This window comes from Streptoverticillium reticulum (assembly GCF_047456005.1).
Lineage (GTDB): Bacteria > Actinomycetota > Actinomycetes > Streptomycetales > Streptomycetaceae > Streptomyces > Streptomyces reticulum.
This window is the reverse complement of record NZ_CP179755.1, coordinates 7,922,373-7,942,942: the sequence shown is the minus strand read 5'-3', so window position 1 is coordinate 7,942,942 and position 20,570 is coordinate 7,922,373. Positions and strand designations below refer to the sequence as shown.

23 protein-coding genes are annotated in these 20,570 nt (G+C 72.5%); 11 read left to right on the top strand and 12 right to left on the bottom strand.

Features of this window, described 5'->3' with window-relative positions; translation table 11 throughout:
* Positions 1–67: 67 nt before the first annotated feature.
* Both ACMATS_RS36135 and ACMATS_RS36130 read left to right on the top strand, forming a co-directional pair.
* A complete protein-coding gene (locus tag ACMATS_RS36135; protein ID WP_414170400.1) occupies positions 68–625 on the top strand; it encodes a GlcG/HbpS family heme-binding protein in 558 nt (185 codons plus the stop codon).
* 124 nt (positions 626–749) lie between these two features.
* Positions 750–1,037 carry an SHOCT domain-containing protein gene (locus tag ACMATS_RS36130; protein ID WP_390779515.1) on the top strand — a complete coding sequence of 96 codons (288 nt, stop codon included), beginning with the start codon at positions 750–752 and terminating at the stop codon, positions 1,035–1,037.
* A 19-nt stretch (positions 1,038–1,056) separates the two neighbouring features.
* Here ACMATS_RS36130 and ACMATS_RS36125 read toward each other — a convergent pair whose 3' ends face one another.
* Both ACMATS_RS36125 and ACMATS_RS36120 read right to left on the bottom strand, forming a co-directional pair.
* The gene (locus ACMATS_RS36125; RefSeq protein ID WP_414170399.1) at positions 1,057–2,217 is read right to left on the bottom strand and encodes an MFS transporter; all 1,161 of its coding nucleotides are present in this window, start codon (positions 2,215–2,217) and stop codon (positions 1,057–1,059) included.
* Positions 2,218–2,319: 102 nt separating this feature from the next.
* Positions 2,320–2,916, bottom strand: a complete 597-nt coding sequence (locus ACMATS_RS36120; RefSeq protein ID WP_391153441.1) for a TetR/AcrR family transcriptional regulator — start codon at positions 2,914–2,916, stop codon at positions 2,320–2,322.
* A 239-nt stretch (positions 2,917–3,155) separates the two neighbouring features.
* On the opposite strand from ACMATS_RS36120, the gene ACMATS_RS36115 reads away from it, so the two are divergent.
* From ACMATS_RS36115 to ACMATS_RS36105, 3 genes are all read left to right on the top strand, one after another.
* Entirely contained in the window at positions 3,156–3,455 is a 300-nt protein-coding gene (locus ACMATS_RS36115; protein ID WP_414170398.1) for a hypothetical protein, read from the top strand.
* A gap of 133 nt (positions 3,456–3,588) precedes the next feature.
* Positions 3,589–4,959 carry a pyridoxal phosphate-dependent decarboxylase family protein gene (locus tag ACMATS_RS36110; protein WP_414170396.1) on the top strand — a complete coding sequence of 457 codons (1,371 nt, stop codon included), beginning with the start codon at positions 3,589–3,591 and terminating at the stop codon, positions 4,957–4,959.
* Positions 4,956–7,766, top strand: a complete 2,811-nt coding sequence (locus tag ACMATS_RS36105) for a pyridoxal-dependent decarboxylase (RefSeq protein ID WP_414170395.1) — start codon at positions 4,956–4,958, stop codon at positions 7,764–7,766. The genes ACMATS_RS36110 and ACMATS_RS36105 overlap by 4 nt, the downstream gene beginning before the upstream one ends.
* Here ACMATS_RS36105 and ACMATS_RS36100 read toward each other — a convergent pair.
* Together ACMATS_RS36100 and ACMATS_RS36095 are read right to left on the bottom strand one after the other, a co-directional pair.
* Complete coding sequence (locus ACMATS_RS36100; RefSeq protein ID WP_391153437.1) at positions 7,735–8,271, bottom strand: hypothetical protein; 537 nt, start codon at positions 8,269–8,271, stop codon at positions 7,735–7,737. The two genes, ACMATS_RS36105 and ACMATS_RS36100, sit on opposite strands and share 32 nt — an antisense overlap.
* 171 nt (positions 8,272–8,442) lie before the next feature.
* Positions 8,443–8,832, bottom strand: coding sequence for a VOC family protein (locus ACMATS_RS36095; RefSeq protein ID WP_390779522.1), 390 nt, complete (start codon positions 8,830–8,832; stop codon positions 8,443–8,445).
* A gap of 197 nt (positions 8,833–9,029) precedes the next feature.
* Here ACMATS_RS36095 and ACMATS_RS36090 point away from each other — a divergent pair, with 197 nt between their 5' ends.
* From ACMATS_RS36090 to ACMATS_RS36080, 3 genes are all read left to right on the top strand, one after another.
* A complete protein-coding gene (locus tag ACMATS_RS36090; protein WP_391153434.1) occupies positions 9,030–9,377 on the top strand; it encodes a hypothetical protein in 348 nt (115 codons plus the stop codon).
* 83 nt (positions 9,378–9,460) lie between these two features.
* Positions 9,461–10,321: an aminoglycoside 6-adenylyltransferase gene (locus tag ACMATS_RS36085; protein ID WP_414170858.1), complete on the top strand. Its 861-nt coding sequence runs from the start codon at positions 9,461–9,463 to the stop codon at positions 10,319–10,321.
* A 287-nt stretch (positions 10,322–10,608) separates the two neighbouring features.
* Positions 10,609–11,100 carry a hypothetical protein gene (locus ACMATS_RS36080; RefSeq protein ID WP_390779526.1) on the top strand — a complete coding sequence of 164 codons (492 nt, stop codon included), beginning with the start codon at positions 10,609–10,611 and terminating at the stop codon, positions 11,098–11,100.
* A 10-nt stretch (positions 11,101–11,110) separates the two neighbouring features.
* Here ACMATS_RS36080 and ACMATS_RS36075 read toward each other — a convergent pair whose 3' ends face one another.
* The gene (locus ACMATS_RS36075) at positions 11,111–11,434 is read right to left on the bottom strand and encodes a nuclear transport factor 2 family protein (protein ID WP_336415572.1); all 324 of its coding nucleotides are present in this window, start codon (positions 11,432–11,434) and stop codon (positions 11,111–11,113) included.
* A gap of 81 nt (positions 11,435–11,515) precedes the next feature.
* Positions 11,516–12,238 carry a TetR/AcrR family transcriptional regulator gene (locus ACMATS_RS36070; protein ID WP_391153427.1) on the bottom strand — a complete coding sequence of 241 codons (723 nt, stop codon included), beginning with the start codon at positions 12,236–12,238 and terminating at the stop codon, positions 11,516–11,518.
* Positions 12,239–12,434: 196 nt separating this feature from the next.
* On the opposite strand from ACMATS_RS36070, the gene ACMATS_RS36065 reads away from it, so the two are divergent.
* Positions 12,435–13,454, top strand: a complete 1,020-nt coding sequence (locus tag ACMATS_RS36065) for an alcohol dehydrogenase (protein ID WP_390779528.1) — start codon at positions 12,435–12,437, stop codon at positions 13,452–13,454.
* A gap of 70 nt (positions 13,455–13,524) precedes the next feature.
* Here the strand turns inward: ACMATS_RS36065 and ACMATS_RS36060 are convergent, their stop codons facing one another.
* Positions 13,525–14,679: a hypothetical protein gene (locus ACMATS_RS36060; protein ID WP_414170394.1), complete on the bottom strand. Its 1,155-nt coding sequence runs from the start codon at positions 14,677–14,679 to the stop codon at positions 13,525–13,527.
* 32 nt (positions 14,680–14,711) lie between these two features.
* Here ACMATS_RS36060 and ACMATS_RS36055 point away from each other — a divergent pair, with 32 nt between their 5' ends.
* On the top strand, positions 14,712–15,047 hold the full coding sequence (locus ACMATS_RS36055; protein ID WP_414170393.1) for a hypothetical protein: 336 nt from the start codon (positions 14,712–14,714) through the stop codon (positions 15,045–15,047).
* A 131-nt stretch (positions 15,048–15,178) separates the two neighbouring features.
* On the opposite strand, the gene ACMATS_RS36050 is transcribed toward ACMATS_RS36055, so the two are convergent.
* The 4 genes from ACMATS_RS36050 to ACMATS_RS36035 form a co-directional block, all read right to left on the bottom strand.
* Positions 15,179–16,465: a DUF2254 domain-containing protein gene (locus tag ACMATS_RS36050; protein WP_391153422.1), complete on the bottom strand. Its 1,287-nt coding sequence runs from the start codon at positions 16,463–16,465 to the stop codon at positions 15,179–15,181.
* Positions 16,466–16,594: 129 nt separating this feature from the next.
* A complete protein-coding gene (locus ACMATS_RS36045; RefSeq protein WP_390779532.1) occupies positions 16,595–17,095 on the bottom strand; it encodes a nucleoside deaminase in 501 nt (166 codons plus the stop codon).
* A gap of 70 nt (positions 17,096–17,165) precedes the next feature.
* Positions 17,166–17,636: a cyanase gene (gene cynS / locus ACMATS_RS36040; RefSeq protein ID WP_414170392.1), complete on the bottom strand. Its 471-nt coding sequence runs from the start codon at positions 17,634–17,636 to the stop codon at positions 17,166–17,168.
* A gap of 66 nt (positions 17,637–17,702) precedes the next feature.
* Positions 17,703–18,308, bottom strand: coding sequence for a carbonic anhydrase (locus ACMATS_RS36035; protein WP_414170391.1), 606 nt, complete (start codon positions 18,306–18,308; stop codon positions 17,703–17,705).
* 126 nt (positions 18,309–18,434) lie between these two features.
* Here ACMATS_RS36035 and cynR point away from each other — a divergent pair, with 126 nt between their 5' ends.
* Positions 18,435–19,346: a transcriptional regulator CynR gene (gene cynR / locus ACMATS_RS36030; protein ID WP_390779535.1), complete on the top strand. Its 912-nt coding sequence runs from the start codon at positions 18,435–18,437 to the stop codon at positions 19,344–19,346.
* 25 nt (positions 19,347–19,371) lie between these two features.
* On the opposite strand, the gene ACMATS_RS36025 is transcribed toward cynR, so the two are convergent.
* Positions 19,372–20,538, bottom strand: a complete 1,167-nt coding sequence (locus tag ACMATS_RS36025; protein WP_414170390.1) for a copper resistance D family protein — start codon at positions 20,536–20,538, stop codon at positions 19,372–19,374.
* Between the last annotated feature and the right edge of the window lie 32 nt (positions 20,539–20,570).

The window sequence follows — 20,570 nt, the reverse complement described above, 5'->3', positions numbered from 1 at the left end:
GTCGGGCACGGCACGAGCAGCCCGCAGGCCGAGGCACCACGAGAGGAACCGGCCGGAGGATCGGATCATGACCGACACCAAGAAGTTCAGCACCGCGAAGATCGTCACCACCGCCGCCGCCGTCCTCGCGGCCGGAGCCGTCGGCGCCGCTGCCGCGAGCGCCGCCGCCCCGGCGGCCGCGGCCAAGTCGACGGTCAAGGCCGACGCGTCCGACCGGAACCTCACCCAGTCCACCCACCTCACGATCGCCGCCGCCACCAAGGCCGCGCAGGCCAGCCTGGACGCGGCGGCGAAGGAGGGCCAGAAGGTCTCCGTCGCCGTCGTCGACCGCAACGGCAACACCCTCGTCACCCTGCGCGGCGACGGTGCGGGCCCGCAGTCGTACGAGTCCGCCGAGAAGAAGGCCTTCACCGCCGTCTCCTGGAACGCACCGACCTCGGCTCTGATGGGCCGCCTCTCCCAGACCCCGAACCTCAAGGACATCCCCGGCACCCTCTTCCTGCCGGGCGGCGCCCCGGTCCAGGCCAAGGGCGCCCCGGTCGCGGCCGTCGGCGTGGCCGGCGCACCCAGCGGCGACCTCGACGAGAAGTTCGCCCAGGCCGGCGTCGCCGCGCTGAACGGCTGACGTCCTCGTCCCGAAGGCCACCGGGCCGGACCGGTCCGGTGGCCCCTGCAGTGCGGCCGTTCCCGAGGCACAGTGGCAACAGGACGTCGAAACGCTCCGAATGGAGGTATGGAGGTGACACGCGATGATGTCCTGGTACGGCCACCACGTCGGCGGCTGGGGGCTGGCCGCCATGTCGATCAGCATGATCCTCTTCTGGGGAGTGATCATCGCTGCCCTCGTGCTGCTCTTCCGCGCCTTCGGCCGCCCCCGCGAGCACACCCGGCCGACCTCGTCCACGGCGCCCACGCCCACTCCCACGCCCGAGCAGATCCTCGCCGAGCGCTTCGCCCGTGGCGAGATCGACGACGAGGAGTACCGGCGCCGCCTCTCCGTGCTCAAGTCCCCCGGCGGACCCGCTCCACCGCCCTGACCCGCCGGGATGCCCCTGCTCAGGCGGCCTTCGGCACCCTCACCCGCGCCACCCGCACCACGTCCGGTATCAGCGTGAGCAGCCCGAGCACCGCCATGCCCGCGCCCAGCCACAGCGGTGCCCGGAGCCCGTAGCTGTCGGTGGCGGCGCCGCCGAGTCCGGAGCCGATCACCACGCCGAGCGTGATGAAGGACGAGTGGACGGTGTTGACCAGCGGGCGCGCGTTCGCCGTGCGCTGCACCCGGCTGATCATCGCCGGGTTGAGGGTGACCCCGACGAGCCCGATGCCCGTCATGGCGGCGACGGCGGGCGCCTTGAGGTCCGCGAGCAGTGCGAAGGCCGTGAGGAACACCGCGTTGAGGGCGAGGCCCGTCACGAGCACCCGGATGGTGTGGGAGTCCGCGAGGCGGGCGACGACCGTGTTGCCGACGACCGTTGCGGCGCCGTAGCCGAGGAGGAGCAGCGGGACGGTGCCGCGGGAGAAGCCGGTGACCTCGGTGAGGATCGGCGTGAAGTAGGAGAACGCGGCGAAGGTGGCGCCGATCACGAGCATCGAGGTGCACAGGACGAGCCAGAGCCTGCCGTTGCGGAAGACGGTGAGCTCGTCGCGGAAGTCGCCTGCTCCGTCGGCGTGTTCGAGGGACGGCACGGCGACGGCCGTGGCGACGGCGGCGACGACGGTGATGGCGCCGACGGCGACGAAGCCCGCGCGCCAGCCCCACTGCTGGCCGACGAGCGTGGAGAGGGGCAGCCCGAGGAGGGTGCCGACCATGAGTCCCTGCATGGCGACGCCGATGGCGCGGCCGCGCACCTCCGGCGAGGTGATCTGGGCGACGACGGAGAGCGAGACGCCGAAGAACGCGGCGGAGGCCGTGCCGGTGACGACGCGGGCGGCGAGCATGACGCCGTAGCCGGTGGCGGTGGCAGCCAGGACGTTGCCGGCGAGGAAGACGGCGAAGAGCGTCATCAGCGCGGTCTTGGGCCGGAGTCTGAGGACGGCGACCGTGGCGAAGGGCCCACCGAGGGCCATGGCGAGGGCGAATGCCGTGATGAGGTAGCCGACTTGGGCGATGCCGACGTGAAGGTCGTCGGCGATCTGCGGCATGAGGCCGCCGACCAGGAACTCGCTGGTGACCATGGCGAAGATGCCGAGCGCCATGAGATGGACGGACTTGGGCATGCGAAAGAACCCCCCTTGATTTTGTACTGATCAGACCAAAAAACGGATGTGAAAAAGCCGGCCCGCAGGAAGTACGGGCAGACAGCGGCCGAACGTCGAACGTCAGCGACCGAGGGCGTCGATCCCGGCAGCGGCGATCTGCTCCAGCGCGGCGCGGTCGGCACCGGACTGGGCGGCGACCCGCATCCCGGCGATCACCGAGCTCAGGTACCAGGCCAGTCCGGCGGGGTCGCGCGGCGAACGGACGGATCCGTCCCGCCTCCCCTCCTCGATCACGGCGCGGAACGCACCGAGACGCCGCTCCAGATCCTTGGCCAGGATCTCCGCGACGCCGGGGTCGTCCGCGGCCGGACCGGTGACGGTGTTCACGGTGAAGCAGCCGGAGCCGTGGCCCAGGCGGCGGTTCTCCATCTCCCCGTCGACGACCACCTCGAACAGGGCGCGGATCTTCTCCACGGCACTGCGCCCCTCCTCGCCGAGCAGGGCGAGCTGACGCGCCGTCATGGTGTCGGCGTAGTGCGCCAGGGCGCGCCGGAAGAGGTGGTCCTTCGAGGTGAAGGTGTTGTAGATGCTGCTCCGGCCGAGGCCGGTGGCCTCGCAGAGGTCCTGCGTGGACGTGGCCTCGTACCCCTTCGACCAGAAGGCGCCGCACGCCGCCGCCACCGCCTGCTGCTCATCGAACTGTCGCGGTCGACCCATGATCGTCACCGTAGCATGTTATGGAACGCGTGGACCAAAACAACGCATGGACCGGAACAGGGCCCGGCAGGCTCCGGCCCGAGGGGCGCGAGGGATCCGCACGGCGAGCGCCTGCACGCGCTTCAGCTCCCGGCGCTCCGACGAGCCTCCCCGCGCGCCATTGCCGCCGCCGTCGGGGCGGGGAGACCGTGAGGCGGCGTCCGCCGAACCCGGTGGAGAACGGACAGGAGCACCCGACCATGGCCCTCATCGTCACCTTCGACATGGAAAACACGCCTGCCGCCCAGGAGTTGTACGACAACTGCATCGACCGCGTCACCGAAGGCCGGGGCTTCGCCTCGCCGGCCGACCTGCCCGTGCCCGGACTGATCGCCCACATCGCCGGTCCCGTCGGAGGCTGTTGGCGGGTCACCGACGTGTGGGAGTCTCCCGAGTCGTTCGAGGCCTTCGCCAAGATCCTCGGACCCATCATCGCCGACCTGGGCTACGCGGACCTCCAGCCGGACGTCTCGACCGCCCACAACGTCGTCCTCCGCTGAGTCCGACGGCCGGGGAGGGGCGGTTCGTACACCCCTCCCCGGTTCGGGTGAGGCGGCGGCCGGTGGCCGCGGGCGGCGGAGAGCCCCGGCTACGGTTGCCCGGTCGGGTGGGCCGTGGCGCCGGGGGGCGGGCATGGAGCTGAAGCGATGGCTGGACCGTGGGGTCGACGCCTTCGAGGCGTGGGCCCGGTCGTACGAGGAGTACGCCGCCCACCCGGCCATGGCGGTCGGCGCGGAGGCCTGTGCCGCCGCGTTCGACGAGCTGACCGGCCGGCTGCACGGCAGTTACCCGTTCTTCCACCCCTGCTACGCGGGGCAGATGCTCAAGCCCCCGCACCCGGTCGCCGTCGCCGGGTATCTCGCCGCGATGCTGGTGAACTCCAACAACCATGCCCTGGACGGCGGTCCGGCCACGTCCGCGATGGAGGAGGAGGCGGTGGGGCAACTCGCCGCGATGGCCGGCCTGGAGACGCATCTGGGGCACCTCACCAGCAGCGGCACCCTGGCCAATCTGGAGGCGCTGTTCGTCGCCCGGGAGAGCCGGCCCGGCCTCTCCGTCGCGGTCAGTGCCGAAGGTCACTACACGCATGCCCGGATGTGCCATCTGCTGGGCGTGCGGGTGCACACCGTGCCGGTGGACGACCGGGGGCGGATGGATGTCCCCGCGCTGGAGCGGCTGTTGGCCACGGGGGACGTCGGCACGGTCGTCGCCACGACCGGGACGACGGCGCTGGGCGCCGTCGACCCCGTGCACCGCATCGTCCCGCTGGCGCGGCAGTACGGTGCCCGCGTCCACGTGGACGCCGCGTACGGCGGCTTCTTCGCACTGCTCGCCGACGACCCGCTCACGGAGGAGACCACCGGGCAGGCGCTGCGGGCCGTCGCGCAGAGCGACTCCGTGGTGATCGACCCGCACAAGCACGGCCTCCAGCCCTACGGCTGCGGCGCGGTGCTGTTCGCCGATCCGGCGGCCGCCCGGTTCTACCGGCACGACTCCCCCTACACCTACTTCACCTCCGACCGTCCGCACCTGGGCGAGATCAGCCTGGAGTGCTCGCGCTCCGGCGCCGCCGCGGCCGCCCTGTGGCTCACCCTCCGGCTGCTGCCGCTCACGCAGCAGGGACTGGGCGCCGTCCTCGCCGCCGGGCGCCGGGCCGCCGTACGCTGGGCCGGCCTGCTCGACGGCTCCCCGCACCTGGATCTCTACCAGCCGCCGGAGCTCGACATCGTGACGTACTACCCGCGCACGGAGCCCGCCGCGCTGTCCCGGGTGGATCCGGCATCGCACGAAGTGATGCGCAGAGGCATGGAGTCCAAGGAGCATCCGGTGTTCCTCAGCGTCGCCCGCGTCGACGCGCAGGCGTTCACCGGCCGCCACGGGGACGTTCTGCCCGACCTCGACCACGCGCACATCCTGCGCAGCGTCCTGATGAAACCGGAGAGCGAACCGTACCTGGAGCGACTCCACCACCGCGTGGAGGACCTCGCCAGGGGTGCGGCATGACCGCCTCCGAGGAATCCGGGCATGCCGAGGACATCGAGGGCGTCGACGCCCTGACGGGCCGGCGCCTGCTGGACGAACTGCTCGACGAGGCCGTGTGGCTGGACCACTGCCCGTTCGTCAGCGCCTCGTTCGGCCCGGCGCCGGCCTGGCTCCGCCATGAACCGGTCTCCGCGTTCCAGCCGTTGCCCGTACCGCCGCCCGGCGGCCCCCGGGAGCCTGCGGGCACCCCGGGCCCGCGCCGCGTCTGCGTCTCGTTCGCGCCCGAGCACGGCCCCAACGCCCGCACCTGGGCACGCACTCACGGCTACCGACTGCTCGCCCCCGACCCGGGCGTGACCGCCTGGGCGGCGGACAAGATCAGCGTCCTGGAGCTGTTCGCGGAGGCAGGGGTGGCCGCGCCGCCGTCCGTGATCGTCCCGGCGGCCGGGCGGGCCGCGGCGGGGGCGTACTGGAACGGCCGGTGGCCCGGGGCCGTGGCCCAGCGCAGGGAGAACAACCTGATCGGCCGCGGCACCGTCCCCGTCGACTCCCGGGAGGAACTGGCGCGTTGCCTCGCGGCCTGGCCCGACGAGCCGGTCCGGCTGAGCCGTCGGGCCCCCGGCATGTCCCTGACCGTGACGGCGTGCGCCGGGCCGGACCGCACCGTGGTCTCGGCCGTCTCCCACCAGCTGGTCGGGCTTCCCGAACTCGCCGCCTCCTGGGGCACGCACTGCGGCAACCAGCTCGTGCACCCCGGCGACCTGCCGGACGGACTGTACGCGCAGGCCCGCCGGGCGGCGCGGCGCGTGGGCGAGGTGCTGCGCGGCCGCGGCTTCCGGGGCATGTTCGGCATCGACCTCGTCGAGGAGGACGGGCGGCTCCTCGCCGTCGAGGTCAACCCCCGCTTCCAGACGGTGGTCTCCCTGGTCCAGGCCGCCGAGCGCGCGGCCGGGCTGCTGCCGTCGCTGGGGCTGCATCTCCTCTCCTTCCTCCTGCCCGCGCTGCCCCCGTCCGTGCCCGCGGCCTTGCCTCCGGGCTCCCGGCGCCCGAGCCAGCTCGTCGTCCACGCCGCCGAGGACACCGTGCTGCCCGGCCTCGCCCCCACCGGGCGCTACCGCCGCGACGGCCGGACGGCGACCGGCCCGCTGCCCGCAGCATGCGACCTCGCCGAACTCCGCGACGACGAAGCCCTGCACTGGGCCGTCGCCCGCCCGGGCCCGGTGACCGCCGGACAGGAGCTGGCCCTGCTCCAGTTCGGGCACACCGTGGCCGCCCTCGCGCCCCGGCCCCGCCCCGGTCCCGGCGCGCGGGCCTGGATCGCCGCCTTCCGCGAACGGGCCGACGTCGCCCCGCCCCTGCTGCGGCTCGCCGAGGAACCGATGCGCGAGGCGGGACGGCATGCGCTCGAACTCGTCATCCAGCGGTTCACCGCACCGCGCGAGCGGCCGCCCTTCCGTGTCCCCTCCCCCGACGCCCTCCGCGCCGCGCTGGACGAACCCCTGCCCGAGGACGGCACCGACGACCTGTGCGCCGTCCTCGACCGCGTCACGCGCGAGGCCCTCGGTGAGGCGACCCGCCTCGACCACCCGCGCAGCTTCGCCTTCACCCCCTCCACCGGCAACTTCCCCGCCGTGCTCGCCGACGCCCTCGCCTCCGCCCACCTCTCGGTGCCGGGGGCGTGGCTGGTCGGCGCCGGGCCCACCCGGCTCGAACTCACCACCCTGGACTGGCTCAAGACCCTCCTCGGCCTTCCCCGGGAGACCGGCGGCCTCTTCGTCAGCGGCGGCTCCGTCGCCAACCTCACCGCCCTGGCCGTCGCCCGCGACCACCACCTCGGCGACGACACCTCCGGCGCCCGCCTGTACTGCTCCAGCCAGGCCCACCCCTCCGTCGCACGCGCCGCCCACCTCCTGGGCCTCCCCCGCACCCGGCTCTCCGTCGTACCGGCCGACCACGACCTCCGCCTCGACCCGGCGGAGGTCGCGCGCCGCGTCACCCGCGACCGGGCCGCCGGCCTGCGCCCCTTCGCCGTCGTCGGCACGCTCGGCACCACCGGGACCGGCGCCGTGGACCCCCTCGACGACCTCGTCGGCCTCTGCGCGCATGAAGGCCTCTGGCTGCACGTCGACGGCGCCCACGGCGCGGCGGCGGCCGCCACGGCCCGGGGCCACGCGCTGCGTGCCGCCCTGCGGCGCGCCGACTCCCTCACCGTCGACCCGCACAAGTGGCTCTTCCAGCCCTACGAGATCGGCTGTGTCCTGCTGCGCCGTCCGGAACTGCTGCGCGCCACCTTCGACCTGGAGCGCCACGCGCTGGACACCGGCTACCTGGACCCCACCGCGTCCCGGGGCGCCGAGGTGAACCTTTCCGACCACGGGCCCCAACAGAGCCGCGGACTGCGTGCGTTGAAGCTGTGGCTGTCCCTCAAGGCCTTCGGCGCGCGGGCGTTCCGGCAGGCGATCGAGCACGGCATGGACCTGGCCGAGCACGCGGCCGCCCTGGTCACGGCCCACCCCGAGCTGAGGCTGGTCACGCCGCCCAGCCTCGCCGTCCTCACCTTCCGCTACGAGCCGGCCGATGTGCCGTCCGGCTGGGATGCCGACGCCGCGCAGGAGGAGATCAGCCGGGCGGTGTGCACGGAGGGCGAGGCCCTGCTCCTCACGTCCCGGGTGCGCAAGGCCACGGTGCTCCGCATGTGCACCGTCAACCCCGCCGCCACCCGGGACGACGTCGCGTACGTCCTCGGCCTGGTCGCCCGGTACGGCCGCCGGTCGCTGGACGCGGCCGAGGCCGAGGTCAGGGAATCAGCAGCGCCGACGGACCGCTGATCCGCTGCACGCCCCGGTCCGTCGCGCACGATGGGACGTCGAGGGCGAGCTGGACCCCGGGAGAGGCGACCGTCCGCCCGTGGAACCTCCCCGACACCACCTTGCCGACCACCAGCACCACGGCCTGTGCGGCGACTTGCCGGACGTCGCCCATGGGGTAGACCACCACGCTCCGCTCACCGGTGCTCCAGGTGATCTTCTCCACGGTGGTGGCGTCGGAGGCGAAGCAGCCGTTCACCCCGCCGCCGCTGATCTCGGACGTCCCGGCGGTGAGCCCGGGGTCGGCGGCGGACGTGCAGCGGTAGGAGCCCGTCCCGGTGATCCTGGTTCGTCTCGCCCGCAGACTCAGCCCCGGGGAGAACCCGATGGTGTTGGTTCCCGCGCAACTGACGCCGCCTGTCGGTGTGTTCGCCTCGACCGGTGCCACCGCGGGCCCGGCCGCCACCATCCCCACGGCCAGGGCCGCACTCCCGTACGCCCTCGCCCACGACCACATGCTGCGCATGGCCCACGCTCCCGTTCCAATCCGACAGACCCGACTCCCGGAATCGGAATTGTTCCGGCCGTGCGGGGCTGCGGGAGCCGAACTCCCCTCTGTTCACCGGGGAATCGGCAGCACGGGCGGAGCGAGGGGCGCGCGTGGAGCGGTTTCGCATCGGGTCGGGTGCATGCCCGACTACCGGCCCGGCCCCTCACCGACCGCGGGCGGCGCGTCGGGGAGCGCGAAGTGGGGATTCTCGATCAGCCCGACGACGGAGCCGGAGGGGTCGGCCACGGCTGCGACGCGGATCGCGCCGCCGACCTCGCGGACCTCCTGACGCACCGTCGCGCCGGCGGCGAGGAGCTTCTCCAGCGCCTTGTCGGCGTCCGGGACGCCCCAGTAGGTCACCGGCCCTGCCGAGGGGTCGGCGTGCGGGTCGAGCGCCAGCTCGTATCCGCCGACGGTGAAGCCGACGTAGAACGGCTCGTCGAAATAGGGCTCGACACCGAGCACGGAGGTCCACCAGACCTTGGCGGCATCGAGGTCCGGGGCCGGATAGATCACGGTCCGCAAGCCGAGAAACATGTGACAACCCTTCAATCGAACACCCGTTCTGCATGCAAGGGTAGCGGACCACCGGCGCACGGACAGGGCGCAGACAGCGCCACCCATGGCGTTCCGGACGCGCGCTTTACGCCCTGATGCCGCTGCGGGACACGTCGGTAGCGTGTGGGGCGCTCCGGGGGAAGGAGCCCCGCATCCACACCGAGGAGGGCACGAGTATGGCTGATGCCAAGTTCCCGGCCGGTACCAGGATCGTGCAGAACCAGGCGCTGACCAACGGAAGGGGCGACTCGTCCCTGCGTCTGCAGGAGGACGGGAACTTCGTCCTCTATCAGGAGGACAAACCCACGTGGCAGGCCGAGAACGTCTACCCGAACGGGCGTGAGGCCCTCTTCGCGTACGACGGCAACCTCGTCGTCTTCGACGAGGACCAGAACGTCGCCTGGGAGTCGGGAACCGGGTCGGAGGACAACCGCGGCTCCATTCTGGCCCTGCAGGACGACCACAACCTGGTGATCTACAACCGGGACGGCCAGCCGATCTGGGCCACCGGCACCAACACCTGATCCCGTACGGGGGCGCAGGCCGTGGTGCGACGGACCGGATCCGTCGCACCACGGCCCGACGGGTCACGTAGGGTCGTGAGGTGATGCGTTCCACGACCCACGAAGAGGCCGAAGAAGAGTTCGTCGTACGGGTGCTGGAGTGGGCACGACCCCGGCCCGACGTCCGTGCCGTGCTGCGCACGGGCTCACGGGCCCGGCGCGACGGCACGGCCGACGCCGTCTCCGACCACGACATCGAGCTGTACACGACCGACCCGGAGCAGTACGCGGAATCGGAGGAATGGGTCGGCGCCATCGGCCCGGTGCTGGTCTCGGTCGGGCTGGACGGGCCGTGGGACAACCCGGCGCGGCTGGTGTTCTTCGAGGACGGTGTGAAGGCCGACTTCCAGATCCTGCCGGTGTCCCGGCTGGCCGAGTTGGCGACGGCAGGGCTGGACGACGTGCACGTGCGCGGCTACGAGGTGCTCTTCGACCGCGACGGGACCGCCGCCCGGCTGCCCGCGGCCCCGGGCACACCTCCGGCCGCCGCACTGCCCGATGCCCGGGAATTCCACGAACTCTGTGCGGAGTTCTGGTTCGAGACGGCGCACCTTCCGCGCTGCCTGGCCCGTGGTGAGCTGTGGGTGGCCAAGTCCCGGGACTGGACGGCAAAGGAGCTGCTGCAGACCATGATCGAGTGGCACGCCCTGACGCGGCACGGCGCCGGCCACGACGTCTGGTACGGCGGCACGCGCATGCGCCGGTGGGCGGCGCCGGGAGTGTGGGAGCGCCTGCCGGAGACCTTCGGCGGATTCACCGCCGAGGACATCCTCCGCAGCGCCCGCGCCACCGCCGACCTCTTCGCCGAGCTGGCCGCGGAAGTGGCCGGGGCCCACGGCTTCCCGTACCCGGAGAAGGCCGAGCGATCCATCCGGCCCGCACTCGACGAACTGCCCCCGCTCTGAGGCCGGTTCGACGGCACGCGGGGGCGGATCCTCAGTGGCCGCCAGCCGTCACGCTTTACAGCGTTCGGCTCGACCGAACCGGCCACGCCCGAGGCCCACTTGCCGAGGCGCGCATGCCGTACCGCGCGCCGTGCGGTCGGTACGTGCTGCCGTCCGACCCGGCTTTCCTCGCGAATCCCGCAGAACGCCCAAGCGGAATCGGCATGATGCGGAGCGGATTGCCGGTTCCCGAGATGAAAAGGTGGAATGTGAAGCGTTCTTGGCGCAGGGCCTGGGGATGTGTGGCCATGACTTCGGCTCTGCTTGCGGGGCCCGCGGTGCTCCTCGCGTCGGCCCATGACAAGCCCCACTCCGTGATGGCATGTGCAGGCAGCGCCACCGTCCGCTTCTCCCCGGGGCTGTCGCTGTGGACCAGACATTCGCAACTCGGCGGCAGCGCCCACTACACCTGCACGGGCACCGACCCCGACGTCAAGTGGGCCGAATCGAAGATCGAGGGCAGCGGGGAGACCAGTTGCCTTTCGATCTCCAGCACGGCGGTGGAGATGGTCACGTGGAACACGGGTGAGCACAGCAAGGTGCTCTACCGGCAGCAGCCCCTCGTCCAGACAGCGGGCGGCGAGGTCGTCTCGCTGGTCGACGGCACGGTGGTCGAGGGGAAGTACAAGGGGCGGTCGGTGAGTTCACCCGGGGCGCAGATCACACTCAACCCACTGGACTGCGCCACGAAGAAGGGCGTCGAGCTGATCGACGGCCCGACGACACTGGTGATCGTCTGAAACGCGGCGCTCACGCCTGCCCGGTCTCGAACCGGCCGACCTTCCCGCCGTCCACCGTGAAGCGCCAGGCGGTGCGCATCTCTCCCCACGTGTCGTTGCGGTAGTTGACGACCAGCCCGAGCCCGTCGCCGGTCTGCGACACGATGTCCATGTGTCCGGCGGAGGAGAAGATCTCCTTCTCGGTCCAGTCGTCGACGTCGCGGTCGCTGCCGTCGTCGGACATGGTGGCCCCGGGCGTGAGGGCCGCCGCGAAGGCCTCGCGGTCGCCTGCGTTGACGGCGGCGACGAAGGCTCGTACAGCCGGTTCGGTCAGCTTGTCGAGGGCGATGCTCACGGTGCCTCCAGGGGGTACGGGGTGCTCGCTCCCGCACCAGCACACCGCACGCGGTGCCGCCCCGCCACCGGGAGCCGGCTCTCAGTCGCCCGGAGCCCCGTTGTCGGTGATGCGGCGCAGCCAGTCGCGCAGCAGCAGCGTCTCGTTCGCGGTCAGGCCCGGCGCGTCGCGGTGGGCGAGGGCGGCGGCGAGGGTGGCGGCGGCGCTGTGCGGTCCGGCGTCGGACGGGCCCGTGCCGGTGCCCGCGGCGCCGGTCCCCGCGGTCGTGACGGCGTCGATGATCGCGTCGCGGGTGCGGCGGGAGAGCCGGTCGGCGTCGGGGGCGGGGTCGGCGATCAGGGACAGGGTGACGCCCGTGTTGGCGGCGAGCACCATCTGCGCGGCCAGTTCCGGGGCGGTCCGCAGCCGTCCGGCGAGGGCGATGCGGCGGCACAGTTCGAGCAGGGCGCCGTGGGCCTCCCGGGCGGCGGCCGGGGGCGGGCCGGGGCGCGGGGTGCCGTACATGAGGGCGTAGAAGGCGGGGTGGGTGCGGCCGAACTCGACGTGGGCGTCCCAGCCGCGCCGCAGGTCCTCGACCGGGTCCCCGGTGGATCCGGCGGCCTTCTTCCCGGCCAGGTACTGCTCGAAGCCGTGGGCGACGACGGCGTCGAAGAGGCCCTGCTTGTCGCCGAAGTGGTGGTAGAGCGTCGGGGCCCCGACACCGGCGGCCTCACAGACCGCGCGGGTGGACACGGGGGCCCCGCCGGAGGCGGCGAGCAGCCGGGCGGCGGCCTGGAGGATGCGTTCTCGGGGGCTGGCGGTCATATAGCAACGATATAGGGAGCCGGGGTGGGCCGGTAAAGAAACCCGCCCCGCGATATAGCGACGCTACACAGATGGGTGTACCGTTGATGCCACAGCGGGCGCCGCTACGCCCCTGCCCGGCCCGGCCCACAGCGGCCCGGCCTCCCCCTCCCCCAGCGCTTCATCGAGTGCTCCATCGAGGAAAGAGACCTCTGCCATGACGTCCATGCGTGTTGCCCAGGTGAGCTCCCCGGGCGGAAAGTTCGAGATCGTCGAGCGCGAGCTGCCCCAGCCCGGCCCCGGCCACGTCCGCATCACCGTCGAGGCGTGCGGGGTGTGCCACACCGATGCCGCCTTCGTCCACAACGCCTTCCCCGGCGTCGGGTTCCCCCTGGTCACCGGCCACGAGGTGGCCGGGCGCATCGACGCCCTGGGCGAGGGCGTGACCGGCTGGCAGGCCGGCGACCGGGTGGCGGTCGGCTGGTTCGGCGGCCACTGCGGCCACTGCCGCCCGTGCCGGGAAGGCGACTTCATCGACTGCGCCAACCTGCAGGTGCCCGGCTGGGCCTACCCCGGCGGCTACGCCGAGGCCATGGTCGCCCCCGTGAGCGCGCTCGCGCGCATCCCCGACGAGCTCTCCGCGGCCGAGGCCGCTCCCCTGGGCTGCGCGGGAGTGACCACTTTCAACGCGCTGCGGCACTCCGCCGCCCGCCCCGGCGACCTCGTCGCCGTGCTCGGCCTGGGCGGGCTGGGCCACCTCGGCGTCCAGTACGCGACCGCGCTCGGCCTCGACACCGTCGCCATCGCCCGCGGCGCCGACAAGAAGGACCTCGCCCACAAGCTCGGTGCCCGCCACTACATCGACAGCACCGCGACCGACGTGGCCGAGGCCCTCCAGGCCCTGGGCGGCGCGAAGGTGGTGCTGGCCACGGCGGCCAACTCCGCCGCGATGTCCGCGACCGTCGACGGCCTCGCCCACCGCGGCGAACTGGTCGTCCTCGGCGCCGTCCCCGAGCCGCTGGCCATCAGCCCGCTTCAGCTGATCATGGGAAGCCGCACCGTCCACGGCCACCCCTCCGGCACCGCCCAGGACGTGGAGGAGACCATGGCCTTCACCGCCCTCAGCGGCGTGCGTCCCATGATCGAGACGATGCCGCTGGAGGAGACCGGCGCCGCGTTCGAGCGGATGCTCAGCGGCGACGCCCGCTTCCGGATGGTCCTCACCACCGGCAAGTGACCGCCCGCCCCGGGGCCCGCAGCCGCGGAGCCGCGGGCCCCGGCGGTCGGCATGCGCGCCCTGCGGCACCTCAGCGGCACACCTCGGAAACCCCGGATCCGGTCAGCTGCGCCACCGTGGCCGTGGTCAGCTCGGTGACGAACACGCTGTTCTCCAGCGGCAGCAGCCGGTGCGCCTTGCACCGCTGCGTCGGCAGCGCCGCGTACTCCTCCCCCACGATCCGCGTCCACGACGGGTCGAACCGCACCCGGACGACGATGTCCCGCGCGGTGTCGGAGACGATGGACGACCCCAGCAGCCAGACGCCGGGCTCCCGTTCGCGCCGCGAGCCCGGCGGGTCGAACGCCAGGTGCAGCAACCCCGCCGCGTGTCCCTGCGGGTCGCGCAGCCGGTGCCAGGCGATCCGGCCGTCCGCGCCGATGCGGCCGAAGGTTCCCGTCCCCGCCTGCGCCGTGCCGAGCAGCACCACCCACACGCCGCCGGGCCCGGCGACCAGGCCGACCGGCGTGCTGCCCTGTTCCGCCGGGACGGGAATCTGTGCCGTGCGTCCGCTGCGCGGGTCGATCCGCAGCACCGTGCTCGCGCTGTCCTGGCTGACGTAGAAGTCCCCGCTGACCGGGTGCTGCGCGGCGAAGATCGGCTGGGGCCGCGCCTCGAAGAGCCGGTGGCGGCCCGGCCGGGTGTGATCCAGGGCGAGCACCTGGTTGCTCTCCTTCAGCGTCACCCACAGCATGTCGCCGTACTCGCTGATGTAGTGCGGTCCGTGGCCGCCGCCGGGAACGGCGATCTCCCTCTCGATGCGCGGCGCATCGTCGAGCGCGTCCGGCCGTGGGTCCACCAGGAGCAGCCGGTTCCCGCCCTCGTGCGTGGCCCAGATCCTCCCGGGGTGGCGCGACGAGACCGCCAGTCCGTGCAGCATCGCGTCGGAGGGCCCCAGGGCAAACGCTCTGATGCCCGTCACCTGCTCGGTGCGCGGGTCCAGACGCAGCTTGACCAGGCGGCTGTTGGACATCTGGGACACCAACGCCATCGGTCTGCCCGGCACTTTGACGATCTCGTGCGTCTCCTCGGCGGGCGGCAGCCCGTACTCCGTCAACGACCGCCGGCACGGCACCCCATGGGGCCCCGGACCGGCTGCTTCCCCTTCCGGCGCCCCGAGCAGCGCCCCGGCCGCGGCCAGACCGCCCAGTGCAAGCAGTCGGCTCTGAAACGTACGGCGATCCAAGCGGTCCCCCTGGTAGGCGCAGCGTCGTCGACATGTCCATGGAAGCGGTGCAGTCCGACCATCGGATGACAAACGGGGCAGATTCACCCGTCCGGGTGACAGGGGGAGCTGAAAACGCATCCCCGCGCCCCATTGGCAAACGCCACCCCGGACGCAAGATTTGCCGCGCGATTACAGGCGCGCAAGGTCGCCGCCAGTGCATCCGCGTCATGAACGGACACAGGCAACAACTTCACCTGCGCGACAATCTTCATGTAGAACACGCTAGAGACCTCAAGGAAGTTGAACAGCCTGAGGCCAAGCATTCCGGAGCGATGCTGCGGCGCACCGCGCCGCAAAGCTCGGGAGCCGACTTCCTCCAGGGCTGAAACCCCGGGCTTCCTCGGCAGAATCCGGTGAACGGGGAGAGCGGCGCGGTGCGCATCGCCACCGGCGGCACGACCGTACGGCACTTCATGGCCGATGCCGTCGCAGCCTTCCGCAGGCAGCAGGAAAGCGGCTACGCGGATGCCTGCAGCGACATGAGCCGGGCGCCGAGTTCACGGACCGCCGACCGGTCGTCGGGCTGGACGATGCGGGACTCGGCGGCGGCCAGGACGAGCCGGGCCTGATCCGTGACCGCGGCCCGGCGGCGGGCGTCGGTGACGGAGGCGGCGGCCGTGGTCAGCAGGCGCAACAGCGCCAGGCAGACGGCGGGTTCGCCGGCGCCGTACCGGCGGATCTGGCCGCACGCGAGGTCGAGGTAGTCGGCGAAGGCGGGACCGGCGACGGCCGCCCTGACCACGCCCGCCTTGTCCGTCCTGACGTCGTCGCCGAGGGTGCGTCTGCCCAGTGCGTCGACGATCACCGAGAGCCGGTCGAGCGTCTGGACGCCGGTGTACGGGTCGTTGACCGCGGGCGACAGGGCACGCAGTGCGATGTCGACGAGTTGCCGGAGGCCGAACATGACGTCCTGCTGCAGTGTGCGCTCGGTGCCGATCTGCACGGCGTGGTGCACCGCGCGGGCCAGCGCAGGGGCGTCGGCCGGCGGCCCGCCCCGACGCGACCAGACCAGGGCCAGGGGCGCCGTCCCGGCCACGATGTGGTCGCCCACCCGCGGGACGATCGCCACCACGGCGTCCTGCCCCGCCGCCGCCTCCAGCAGCAGGGCGGGCTGGACGGTCTGCACGTAGCCGGAGCGCATGGCGGCCAGCGCGAGCGCTCCCGGCGGCGGGACCGGCCCCGCGCGGTCGGTGCCGGGGCCCTCGGGGGTGTAAGCCCGCACCGCGCGGCCGGCGGCCTCGGCGACCGAGGTCATGATCGTGTCGATTTTGATCGAGTGCACGATGTGGTGCACGAAGAACACCAGCATCCCGAGGCTGAGGAAGATCAGCGCGATCGCCCCGGAGACGGCGAGCCGGGGGAAGTCCGCGCCGCCGACGGCACGGACGGTGTAGAGCCCGGCGGTGCTGTAGGCGAACGTGGCGACGAAGGTGGCGAGCACCACCTGGTTGGGGCGGTCGCGCAGGAAGTTGCGCAGCAGCCGGGGGGAGAACTGCGTCGAGGCCAGCTGGAGGGTGACGATCGTCAGGCCGAGGACCAGCGCGATCACGGTCACGATGGTCGAGGCGATCGTGATCAGCACCTGCCGGGCGTCGTCCGCGGTACCGGCGAACGCCAGCGGCCGGAACACCGAGCCCGGCGGGACCCGCACGCGGGAGAGGAGGCTGCCCGCCACCAGGGCCAGCGCCGCGGCCGCCCCCGGCAGGACCCACAGCGCACCGCGCAGGTACTCCCCGAGCGCCACGGCCCTGGCCCCCCGTCGCACCGGCCGCATCGTCGACCTCCCGCCGCGTGACTGCTGCTCCAGCGGCAAGCTTCCCCGCACCGCCCGGCCCCCGCGCGCGTGCCTCGACCGGACGGCCCAACGGGATGCTCAGGCGGTGGCGGGGGTGCCGGCCACGCGGCGCTCGCCGCCGTTGCGCTCCTGCCAGAACCGGTAGACCTCGACGGCGTCCTCGCGCGGCTCGTAGTGCATGGGCAGCCGGCGGTCCTGCCACGGCTTGGCGAACTCTTCGTAGAAGGTACCCAGTTCGAAGTACTTGCGGTCGTCGACGTAGTGCGGCTCGTAGGCGTCGCGGGTGGTGAGGAAGACGACCTCGTCCGGCGAGCAGTAGTACAGCGAGCCCAGGCACATCGGGCAGGGGTGGGCCAGGACGTAGATGGTGGTGCCGGTCAGGTGCTCCGTGCCCAGCTTCGTGCAGGCCTCGCGGATGGCGAGGATCTCCGCGTGCGCGGTGGGGTCGTTGGTCTGGGCGACCTTGTTGGGGCTCTCGGCGAGAACCTCGCCGTCCTTGACGATGACGGTCGCGAACGGACGGCCGCCCTCGGCGACGTTCTGGCGGGCGATGTCGATGGTGCGCTGGACGAAATCCATGAGCGGGCCTTTCCGGCGATGGTGGTGGGAGGGGGGAGGGCGGGGCCTGCGAGGCCCCGCCCGTACCGGATCAGAACGGCTTGGTGGGGAGGTACTTGCCGTCCAGGGTGATGACGGCGCGCTCGCCGCCGTCGGGGTCGGCGACCTTCTTCACGTCCAGCTTGAAGTTGATCGCGGAGATGACGCCGTCGCCGAACTCCTCGTGGACCAGGGCCTTGAGGGTGGTGCCGTAGACCTGGAGCATCTCGTAGAAGCGGTAGATGGTCGGGTCGGTGGGGATGCCGCCGGGGATCGAGCCGCGGGTCGGGACGGCCTGCAGCAGCATCGCCGCGTCGTCGTCCAGGCCCAGCAGCTCGGCGACCGCCTTGGCGGACTGCTCCGGCAGCGGGTGCTGGCCGAGGACGGCGGCGGTGGTGAAGGCGACCGAGAGGCCGGAGGCGTCGGCTATCTGCTTCCAGGAGAGATTCTTGCGGATCTTGGCGTCGACGGCCTGGGCGGCCAGGGTCTCGCGGGCGGTGGAGTCGAACTGGGCGTGCACCATGAGGGGCTTCCTTTCGGGGTGGAACCGTTCCGCGGGCTGCGGGAACGGCTGGTTCGGGGGTGGTGGTCAGGCAGCGAGCGGGCTGCCGGTGCCGGTGACGCCGAGGTCCTCGACGCGCCCGGTGGCGATGTCGAAGACCCAGCCGTGCAGGGTCACCTTCTTCTCCGCCAGCGCCCGGGCGACGGAGGGGTGGGTGGTCAGATTCGTCAGCTGCGCGTACACGTTCTGGCGGACCAGGGCCCCCACCTTCTCCGCGCCCGCCGCGACGTCGGCGATCCGGGCCACGGCGGCGTCCGCGTGCCGCAGCCAGTCGGCGACCACCGGCGCGCCGCTGAGGTCGTGGCCTTCGGCCAGGGCGGTCATCGCGCCGCAGGCGGAGTGCCCGCACACCACGATGTCGGTCACGCCCAGCACGGCGACGGCGTACTCGATGCTCGCCGTCACCCCGTTGGCGCCGGGGGTGTAGGCGGGGACGAGGTTTCCGGCGGTGCGGATGACGAAGAGCTCGCCCGGCTCGCCCTGGGTGATCAGCTCGGGTACGACACGGGCGTCCGAGCAGCCGACGAACAGCGTGTGGGGCTTGTGATGCGTGGCCAGGTGGGTGAAGAGGTCCGCCTTGGCCGGGAAGACGTCTCGCTGGAACTGCGCGACACCTTCGGTGAGGTTCTGCATGGGTCGCTCCCTTCGGTAGCCGTCGGGCCCCTTGGGGCCGGCGAGATCCACCATGCACGACCTGGACCTATAGTGTCCAAGACCCTGTATCCATGGAAGCCATAGATATGATCTATAGTTGCCCGCATGGCTCTGGAACTGCGTCATCTGCGCTATCTGCTCGCCGTGGCCGAGCACGGCAACTTCACCCGCGCGGCCGAGGACCTGCACATCTCCCAGCCCACGCTCTCCCAGCAGATCAAGCAGCTGGAGCGGACCCTGGGGGTGCAGTTGCTGGACCGCACCGGCCGCACCGTCCGGCTCACCGACGCCGGCGAGGCCTACGTGCACCACGCCCGGCGCGCGCTACGGGACCTGGCGGCCGCCGAACGCGCCGTCCACGACGTGCAGGACCTCTCCCGCGGCCACCTGCGGCTGGCGGTCACCCCCACCTTCACCGCCTACCTCGTCGGCCCCCTCACCGCCGCCCTGCACACCCGGCACCCCGGCATCACCCTGACCGTCAAGGAGATGACCCAGGACCGCATCGAGACCGGCCTGCTCGCCGACGAGCTCGACCTGGGCATCGCCTTCGCCGGTGCCCACCTGCCGGGCATCGCCGCCACCGGGCTCTTCACCGAGACCCTGAGCCTCGTCACCGGCGCCCACCACGCCGACGCTGCCGGCCAGGACGGCCCGTTGCCCGTGCGCGACCTCGCCGGACGCCAACTCGCGCTGCTCACCGGCGACTTCGCGACCCGCGGGCACATCGACGCCTACTTCGGCCGGCACGGCGTGAGCCCGCGCATCGCCGTGGAGGCCAACTCCCTCCAGGCCCTCACCGAGATCGTCCAGCGCACCGCACTCGCCACCGTGCTCCCCGACGCCGTCACCCACGACCACCCCCACCTCTCCCCCGTCCCCCTCGACCCCGCCCTCCCCACCCGTACCGTCACCCTCCTCAGCCGCGCCGACGCCTACCGGAGCGCCGCCGCCCGCGCCTTCGCCGGCCTCGCCCACGAGCACGTCCGCACCCGGCCGTACCCGCCTGCGCCGTGACGCGGCGGGCCGGCCCGGCGTCGGTTCAGGCCGCGGCAGCGACCTCACGCCGGGAGAGGGCGTCGGAGGCCTTGGCCGTCATCCAGAGCGAAGCAACGAGGGTGAGGACGAGCAGGGCACCGACGGCGAAGACGCTGCCGGTCGCGACGGGCGCCGGGCTGCCGGCCTGGGTGCGCGCCGAACCGCTCAGGAAGGGGACGACGGCCAGGACGCCGGCCCCGAGGGCGACCTCGGCCCAGACGACCTTCGGGAAGTGCCGCAGCGTCAGGTGCAGGAGCGAGGCCGTCGCATCGGCCCGGCGGGCTTGGGCGATGCGCGGCATCAGCCAGAACTGGTTGACGCCGCCGGCCGCGACCATGCCGAGCACCAGCAGGGTCTTGACGAGCAGGAAAAGGCCGTAGGTCGTCGTCCACAGCTGCCCGATGCCGCCCACATGCTTCCACGAGATCCACAGGCCGGACGTCAGCGCCGCCCCGACGCAGACCAGGGCGACGAAGCCGAAGCGCCGCCAGATGTCCGCCCACAGCAGACCGGCGTTCCCGCCCAGCCGGCGGCGGACGCCGGCGAGGGCGACGAGCAGGACCAGGCCCCCGGTCCACACCGTGCCGCTGACGATGTGGACCTGGTCGAAGACGAGGTCGAGCACGCGGTCCGCGTTCGCGGGAGCGGTGGCCGGTACGGCGGCGACGAGCGACACCGCGGCCGAGAGCGGCAGGGCGGTCAGCGCAAGGGCGTTCAGGTGGCGGCGTGCGCCCGGGCTGAACAGCGCGATGAGCGCGGCGGAGGCCAGGACGAGCACAATGTTCTGGACCAGGTAGATCGTGCCCTGCGGCACCCACGCGCCGCGCGCCGCCGGTGCGCACAGGAAGTCCCAGATCCGTCCCGGCGCGAGCGCGTCCCCGAACGGCATGCCCTTGCCGACCCGGGCCACCCGGGCCGCGAGCTGGAAGTAGCCCGCGACCAGCAGCACCACCCCGGCCCAGGCCAGGGACACCGCCGCGCGCTGCCGCAGGGCGGCGACGTCGCCGCGCTCGCTCCCCGGCGCGCGCAGCGCCGGGCGTATCGCCGCCGCGTACGTCACGGTGAAGCCGATGGCACCGCACAGTCCCACGAAATAGCCGGATTTGGTCAGGATCCGCCAGAGCGGCGGGGTGGTGTAGGCCGTGGACGCGGCGAGGTGCAGGAAATTCATGAAGGTGAGGCTAACCTAACATCAACCTCACG

Bases quoted from the DNA above. Each gene is read 5' to 3' on its own strand.
- ACMATS_RS36135 (WP_414170400.1), top strand. From the start codon at position 68: ATGACCGACACCAAGAAGTTCAGCACCGCGAAGATCGTCACCACCGCC.
- ACMATS_RS36130 (WP_390779515.1), top strand. From the start codon at position 750: ATGATGTCCTGGTACGGCCACCACGTCGGCGGCTGGGGGCTGGCCGCC.
- ACMATS_RS36125 (WP_414170399.1), bottom strand. From the start codon at position 2,217: ATGCCCAAGTCCGTCCATCTCATGGCGCTCGGCATCTTCGCCATGGTC.
- ACMATS_RS36120 (WP_391153441.1), bottom strand. From the start codon at position 2,916: ATGGGTCGACCGCGACAGTTCGATGAGCAGCAGGCGGTGGCGGCGGCG.
- ACMATS_RS36115 (WP_414170398.1), top strand. From the start codon at position 3,156: ATGGCCCTCATCGTCACCTTCGACATGGAAAACACGCCTGCCGCCCAG.
- ACMATS_RS36110 (WP_414170396.1), top strand. From the start codon at position 3,589: ATGGAGCTGAAGCGATGGCTGGACCGTGGGGTCGACGCCTTCGAGGCG.
- ACMATS_RS36105 (WP_414170395.1), top strand. From the start codon at position 4,956: ATGACCGCCTCCGAGGAATCCGGGCATGCCGAGGACATCGAGGGCGTC.
- ACMATS_RS36100 (WP_391153437.1), bottom strand. From the start codon at position 8,271: ATGCGCAGCATGTGGTCGTGGGCGAGGGCGTACGGGAGTGCGGCCCTG.
- ACMATS_RS36095 (WP_390779522.1), bottom strand. From the start codon at position 8,832: ATGTTTCTCGGCTTGCGGACCGTGATCTATCCGGCCCCGGACCTCGAT.
- ACMATS_RS36090 (WP_391153434.1), top strand. From the start codon at position 9,030: ATGGCTGATGCCAAGTTCCCGGCCGGTACCAGGATCGTGCAGAACCAG.
- ACMATS_RS36085 (WP_414170858.1), top strand. From the start codon at position 9,461: ATGCGTTCCACGACCCACGAAGAGGCCGAAGAAGAGTTCGTCGTACGG.
- ACMATS_RS36080 (WP_390779526.1), top strand. From the start codon at position 10,609: ATGACTTCGGCTCTGCTTGCGGGGCCCGCGGTGCTCCTCGCGTCGGCC.
- ACMATS_RS36070 (WP_391153427.1), bottom strand. From the start codon at position 12,238: ATGACCGCCAGCCCCCGAGAACGCATCCTCCAGGCCGCCGCCCGGCTG.
- ACMATS_RS36065 (WP_390779528.1), top strand. From the start codon at position 12,435: ATGACGTCCATGCGTGTTGCCCAGGTGAGCTCCCCGGGCGGAAAGTTC.
- ACMATS_RS36055 (WP_414170393.1), top strand. From the start codon at position 14,712: ATGTCCATGGAAGCGGTGCAGTCCGACCATCGGATGACAAACGGGGCA.
- ACMATS_RS36045 (WP_390779532.1), bottom strand. From the start codon at position 17,095: ATGGATTTCGTCCAGCGCACCATCGACATCGCCCGCCAGAACGTCGCC.
- cynS (WP_414170392.1), bottom strand. From the start codon at position 17,636: ATGGTGCACGCCCAGTTCGACTCCACCGCCCGCGAGACCCTGGCCGCC.
- ACMATS_RS36035 (WP_414170391.1), bottom strand. From the start codon at position 18,308: ATGCAGAACCTCACCGAAGGTGTCGCGCAGTTCCAGCGAGACGTCTTC.
- cynR (WP_390779535.1), top strand. From the start codon at position 18,435: ATGGCTCTGGAACTGCGTCATCTGCGCTATCTGCTCGCCGTGGCCGAG.
- ACMATS_RS36025 (WP_414170390.1), bottom strand. From the start codon at position 20,538: ATGAATTTCCTGCACCTCGCCGCGTCCACGGCCTACACCACCCCGCCG.